This is a genomic window from Proteiniphilum sp. UBA5384 (genome assembly GCF_002410825.1).
GTDB lineage: Bacteria > Bacteroidota > Bacteroidia > Bacteroidales > Dysgonomonadaceae > Proteiniphilum.
The window spans coordinates 23508-29630 of record NZ_DHOS01000068.1 but is presented as its reverse complement, the minus strand read 5'-3'; the positions used below and the strand labels follow the sequence as shown (position 1 = coordinate 29630).

The following is a 6123-nucleotide window of genomic DNA, read 5'->3' as shown; positions in this document are numbered from 1 at the left end:
TCCTTGTTCAGAAAGGTATTTAAAGAATATACCGGATATGCGCCGGCGCAATATTTTCAGGAATTAAAGCTCCGTAAAGCAAAAGAGTTGCTGGCCGAAACAAATCATTCTATCAAGGAGATTTCCTATGAGTTAAATTTCAGTTCCTATGAATATTTCCTCTCCTTCTTCAAAAAAAGAGTAGGACTCACTCCCATGGAATACAGGAATTTAGGGAGAGTAAAACAAAGATCGGCATGAAATTAAGACACCGTTTATCGTTAAAGTTATTGCTACTTCTGGGCGGATGTCTCATAGCACGGGCAGAAGGGATACCAACACTTCATGGATTAACAGTAAACATGTTATGTAATACCGGACAGGTGTTCTTAAACGGTTATCCCGTTCCCACTCCATTGGAAGAAGCGATAGTTCACCAAGAGAATTATCAGTTTATCGAGATCAGCACACAAAATCCCACATTCGGATGGATGATTGCCACTTCGAAGAACAACACAGAACAATCCGCTTATCGGTTATTGATAGCGTCTGATAAACGTCTGTTGATCCGAGACTCTGCCGACTTGTGGGATACGGAAAAGGTGAATAGCAGCCAATCCATTAATATTCCATACGGAGGAAGGCAACTCGAAACGGGAAAAGTTTATTTCTGGAAAGTGAAAATATGGGATAATCACGGGAATGAGTCCACGTTCTCAGAGATCTCCCGTTTTAAAACGTCTGATTCTTTCTTAGACTACTCCACCGACAGGTATCCGCTCCAAAAAGAAGATGATTATCCTATAGTGATGAAAAGGGTAAACGATAAAACCTATCTTGCGGATTTCGGGAAAGCCTCTTTCGGGAGATTGCGTGTCAACCTCTACTCCTGCACCGGTACAGACACCGTAATAATTCACTTGGGAGAAGCCTTCAAAGAGGGCAGGGTCGATAGATCCCCTTCCGGTTCCATCCGATATTCTCGTTACTCCGTCATGCCAAAAAAAGGATGGAACACCTACGTGATCGCGATTCGTCCCGATAAAAGAAATACAGGTCCACAGGCAGTCTTGATGCCGCGGTATATTGGAGAGGTAACCCCTTTTCGCTATTGCGAAATAGAGAACTATACCCATCCGTTACAAGAAAAAGACTTGGTGCGTGAAACCGTTTTTTATCCATTCAGCGAGAAGAAATCCTGTTTTCATAGCTCCGACACGGTATTAAATCAAGTATGGGACATTAGTGAATACTCCATAAAAGCCACCTCCTTTTTAGGCGTATACATAGATGGCGATCGGGAAAGAATTCCCTATGAAGCCGATGCCTTAATCAATCAGTTGTCGCACTATAGTATGGCACGTGACTACAGTATGGCAAGATATACCCACGAGTACCTGATTCACCATCCCACATGGCCCACCGAGTGGATCCTTCAATCTGTCCTGATGGCGTGGGAGGATTACATGTATACGGGGAATACACTTTCATTGGAACATTTTTATGATGATCTGAAAGCTAAATCACTTACAGCACTTGCTGATCAGGATGGCTTTATCAGTACCCGAACCGGAAAAGTGACTCCAGAAGTGCTTCAATCGATTCACTTCGATGGGCAATTACGTGATATTGTTGATTGGCCACACACTGGTATTCTTGGATTGGAAAAAGAGAAAGGCGGTGAAACGGATGGTTTTGTCTTTACCGATATCAACACGGTGGTCAATGCTTATCATTACCGGGCTTTAACCCTGATGGCACGCATTGCGAAAGTACTGGGGAAAGAAAACGACCAGTCATATTATATAGAAAAAGCAAACAGACTAAAACAGCTTTTCAACACTCATCTTTTTGATAAGAAAAGAAGTATATACGTAGACGGCATAGGAACCAATCACGCATCACTTCATGCGAACATGTTTCCACTCGCCTTCGGATTGGTACCCGAAAAGCGGGTTGACAAAATATTGGAGTTTATTCGATCCCGTGGAATGGCATGCAGTGTATATGGCTCACAATTCCTGCTGGACGCCCTGTACGATGCGCACGATGCTGAATATGGATTACAACTACTAACCTCAACAGACGAAAGAAGTTGGTACAATATGATCCGTGCCGGCTCCACCATCACAATGGAGGCATGGGACAACAAATACAAACCAAACCAAGACTGGAATCATGCTTGGGGTGCGGCCCCCGCCAACCTAATACCCCGCAAGCTAATGGGAATTGAACCTTTAGAGCCGGGATTCCAGAAGATCAGAATCAAGCCACAGCCCGGATCGTTGGAGTCAGCTGAAATTAAACATCCAACCATAAAAGGTAATGTGTTTGTAAGCTTTATCAATCGCTCGGGAGAATCATTCCGTCTTGAAGTCGATATTCCAGCCAATACAACGGCTGAGATACAACTTCCATTTTTATCAAAACAAATGACCGTTCTCATGGATGACAGACCTGTTCCATACCGACAAGAAAATGGCTTTTCGGTAATCGAAACCGTAGGATCGGGAAGATATACTTTCACGGTGAAACGGTAATTCAATTTTAGATTTCTGCTTAAAAGAGCCATTAATACATAAAAAAATGAGAATTTCTTTACTCTTAACATTATTCCTAAGCTTTTTGACCGAGCATGTGTTCACGCAAACTGTATTGTTGAATCACTGAACCCGTACTCCCTGCTGCGAAGAGATGTGAAGCTTTTGGCTTCCATCCCCAGTTTACCGGGAAAAGTGTAAAATCACCTTCACGATATTTTGGTCGGTACGGCAAACCTTTAAGGAAATTATTCAACAAGAAGACCGCCCCCGCTCGATGTTGTGTATTTGTATTTCGAGTCTGTGAACTCCAAACTTTTAAGAAAAGACATTCCGACCTCTTCCCTATAGATATCACGACTATGCTCCTGCATGAAAACCACCAGTTCACGGATACGGCAAATATGTCTTGATCCCGTCTGTTGAGTTAGCTTGTATTCTTTTACAAGTAATTCTTCATGAGATAACAATTCGTCTCTTGCGATTTTCATTTCATCCATACCTTCAATAAATTTTGATTGATGAATGTATTTTCATCAACCGAAAAGATATATAGGCAGGAGTAATTTAATCAGTGGAATATTATCAAAACATATATTGTCTATCATAGAGTTCACGATATCGAATCAATGGTACTTTTGATTTAACTGAAGTTTTAATAACTTCTGTTATAAAAAGGTTTTGATAAAAGACGTAAATTTGAACACTCGAAAGAGAGTGACCCCGCGCGTTCGTGCCGCGTGTTGGAGCTGTTTGCCCGTCTCTATAAGGTAGAGGATGAAGCCCGCATGAAGGCATTGAACCCGGAACAACATCATGAATTACGTATCAAGGAATCTGTCCCGATGATGAAAGAACTAAAAGAGCAGCTGGAGGAGTGGCGCATGAATATCATCCTCCCCCGCTCACCGATAGGCATACGACTTACACGTTGAATGTTTGAGAATGCCTGGAGCGAAACATGAGAGACGGGCTCTACGAGATTGACAATAATTTAATCGAAAACCGCATCCGCGTTTTGGCGCTGGGGAGAAAAAATTACATGTTTGCTGGAAGCCACGAGGGAGCAGCATGTAACGCGATGATGTACTCCTTCTTCGCCTGCTGTAAGAATATCGATATAAATCCTCACAAGTGGTTAACAGATGTCATAAGCAGAATACCTATACACAAAGCCTCACGCTTGTCGGAATTACTACCCATAATTGGATAAACCTGCAAAAATGGAGTTTTTACCCTTCTTTCACAATACGCCCATGACAGACGGGATATGGAGCTGTTTGGAAAAAGACATATTTACAACGGCTGCGTGACAGGACAAGGACAAAAATAAACCCTGAGACTACTGCCGCCCAGGTAATATGGCGACAGAACAAGCTATTATTATACACGCTGTTTCCTCAAATAAAATCATGAAATTATTCTTCGCTCATCTGCTTGTACCTAGAAACTTTTCGGCGATCAATACCCAACTTTTGTGCAATTTTATTATCCGAATTGCCCGGAATACTGGAAAGTTCTTTAACTTCGTACCACATAAAAACCTTTCTAAGGGTTTGTGCTTGAGTCTTCATTGTCTTTGTGCTTTTGGTGAATTACAAAGATATGAAGACTCTTCTTTTTAACTCTTTTTATGTACATGCCATCTTGCCAATTTCTGTACATTCAGCCGGTTCTTCGTCACTTTTGGTGGTTATCCCCATTTAGAAAGAATTACTTTCTTTCTCAGTAAATCAAAGCTTGCTCTTCCGTACATCTGCTTCTTTATATTCTTTAATCTGTTTACACAACCCTCTGTGATTCCATTGTTAAAATCATAGATTATGGATGCTTCAACAGCTTTCAAATTCTTCTGCAAACCACATGCGAAGTTTCTTAATTCCCTGAAGTCAGATCGCCCGACCTGTTGAATCCATTCGTGGAATTTCTTTATGGATCTTTCTGCAAAAATTGATCTGAAGTTGTTTGACAAGTCCCAAAGACTTTGAAGTGTCGGATTTTCTTTTCTGAGATGTTCATACCATCCGACCTCAACTGGTGACAATATTTTTTCATAGTTTTATTTGTAAGATAGATGCAACTTTTTCTGCATGAAAATATTCTCGGGAATTTTATGGTTTCTTTTTTTGAGACACACGATACTCTTCTTTCCATACGGCCCTTGTATAGCTTACCAAAACGGATCGTTAATCCCCTTAATGAACCTTTGAAGCCTTTTATTTTTATCCTTCTGAAAATCAAACTAAGACTTTCTCCTTTACGATATCCCTCAATCAAGTCATCCAGATACACCGTGTAATCAACGAATGTTTTTCTTATTGTAAGGATTTGGTCTTTTTCCATGTGGATATACTTTCGAACCGTTCTGAAATCAAGATTTAATATCCGGGCTATTGATCTCATGGAATAATTTCGCTTGTCGAGATCTCTTGCTCGCTTTATTAAAGTACACTTATTTGTATCAGCTTGAACAGTAGAAGCGGCACTAAGATCGATTATCTTTTGAATAATAATACCATCATTTTCCGGAATGTCAGTATTTTTTGCTACTATTCCTGTTTTGAGTCTGGATATAAATTCTTGACAGTACTTATGACATGATCGGAGTAATTCACTATCAGATGAAATCGATCGGCAATTTGAATTGCATGAGGCAAGGCTTCACTGACGGCCTGAATGTAACAATCGCCCCGGTCACGTGTGATGGTTCTGATGTTGGGATACTGTCGGAGCCATTCTGCCGTATCCTCTTTTTCCCGGCTCTTTAATACTCCTACTGTTTTACCTGTTTCTCTATCTACTACAATCGTACCATAGGTATGCCCCTTGTGGCAGGCCCAATCATCGATTCCTAAATGCGTAATTTTTGCCGGCGGCGAAACATTACATTTGTGCATTATTCCAAGATACGTTGAGGAACTGACCCGGAGCATCATTTGTTCAGAAATCCATGAGCCTTTGTTTGCTGATGTCTCCTTACTTAAATGGAGTAATCTCTCGTTAGCTCGTGATGTTCTGCGTGAATATGAAACCACTTTATCTGGTAATTGCTGCGAAAAAACTTTTCTCGAACGCTTTGGATTGTCACAGAAAATCTTTCTTACTGTAAGTTCTATATTAACAGATCTGGATATTATTGGAAGATCTTTCAACTTCCTGCAATAGTAACTATGCAGATGCTTACTTTTTGAATCACATAAAGGACAAAAACCATATTTGGATGCAATTTCTGCTGACACGAAGAATTGATCCTCATCCATGGAGATTTCTTTCAATCTTATTCCCGGGAGTTGTATTAATGACTGAAACGAGATATTTTTCTTACCTTTTAAACTCTCTTCATTTGCGATAAACATTTAATAAACAACGCATTAAAGTTAATAATAAATATTGTCAAAACCTAATTTTTATGATGTTATTTTGCTGATTATCTGATTTTTATATTGCTAAATAACAATATTTTTCACTACCACCTAAAGTGACGAAGAACCATGCGAAGTTACTGATTAAAACGACTAATAAATCTATTGTTTGAAATATCATTTATATTAGTTTTTATATCATATTTAGTAATTACTCAAAGTTTAGAAGAGTATATCTTTGC

At 39.9% G+C, this 6123-nt stretch carries 7 protein-coding genes and 2 pseudogenes; 4 read left to right on the top strand and 5 right to left on the bottom strand.

Annotated features, from left to right (window positions below; genetic code table 11):
* Both B4G81_RS13470 and B4G81_RS13465 read left to right on the top strand, forming a co-directional pair.
* A partial coding sequence (locus tag B4G81_RS13470) for a helix-turn-helix domain-containing protein (protein ID WP_294083350.1) occupies positions 1-240 on the top strand: 240 nt, incomplete at its 5' end.
* Entirely contained in the window at positions 237-2519 is a 2283-nt protein-coding gene (locus B4G81_RS13465) for a family 78 glycoside hydrolase catalytic domain (protein WP_294083347.1), read from the top strand. The genes B4G81_RS13470 and B4G81_RS13465, both read left to right, overlap by 4 nt.
* Before the next feature lie 248 nt (positions 2520-2767).
* Here B4G81_RS13465 and B4G81_RS13460 read toward each other — a convergent pair whose 3' ends face one another.
* Complete coding sequence (locus B4G81_RS13460; protein ID WP_294083345.1) at positions 2768-3010, bottom strand: hypothetical protein; 243 nt, start codon at positions 3008-3010, stop codon at positions 2768-2770.
* A gap of 210 nt (positions 3011-3220) precedes the next feature.
* Here B4G81_RS13460 and B4G81_RS13455 point away from each other — a divergent pair.
* Positions 3221-3454 (top strand): annotated as a pseudogene (locus B4G81_RS13455) (IS66 family transposase); the annotation flags it as partial.
* A 26-nt stretch (positions 3455-3480) separates the two neighbouring features.
* Positions 3481-3732 (top strand): transposase domain-containing protein, encoded by a 252-nt coding sequence (locus B4G81_RS15365; RefSeq protein WP_414703207.1) that lies wholly within the window; start codon positions 3481-3483, stop codon positions 3730-3732.
* Between the two features lie 205 nt (positions 3733-3937).
* Here the strand turns inward: B4G81_RS15365 and B4G81_RS13450 are convergent, their stop codons facing one another.
* The 4 genes and pseudogenes from B4G81_RS13450 to B4G81_RS15360 all read right to left on the bottom strand — a co-directional run.
* On the bottom strand, positions 3938-4093 hold the full coding sequence (locus B4G81_RS13450; protein ID WP_294083343.1) for a hypothetical protein: 156 nt from the start codon (positions 4091-4093) through the stop codon (positions 3938-3940).
* A 119-nt stretch (positions 4094-4212) separates the two neighbouring features.
* Positions 4213-4563, bottom strand: a complete 351-nt coding sequence (locus B4G81_RS13445; RefSeq protein ID WP_294083342.1) for a transposase — start codon at positions 4561-4563, stop codon at positions 4213-4215.
* 505 nt (positions 4564-5068) lie between these two features.
* Positions 5069-5416, bottom strand: coding sequence for a transposase (locus B4G81_RS13440; RefSeq protein ID WP_294083341.1), 348 nt, complete (start codon positions 5414-5416; stop codon positions 5069-5071).
* 198 nt (positions 5417-5614) lie between these two features.
* Positions 5615-5779, bottom strand: a pseudogene (locus B4G81_RS15360) (transposase family protein); the annotation flags it as partial.
* Positions 5780-6123 lie beyond the last annotated feature (344 nt).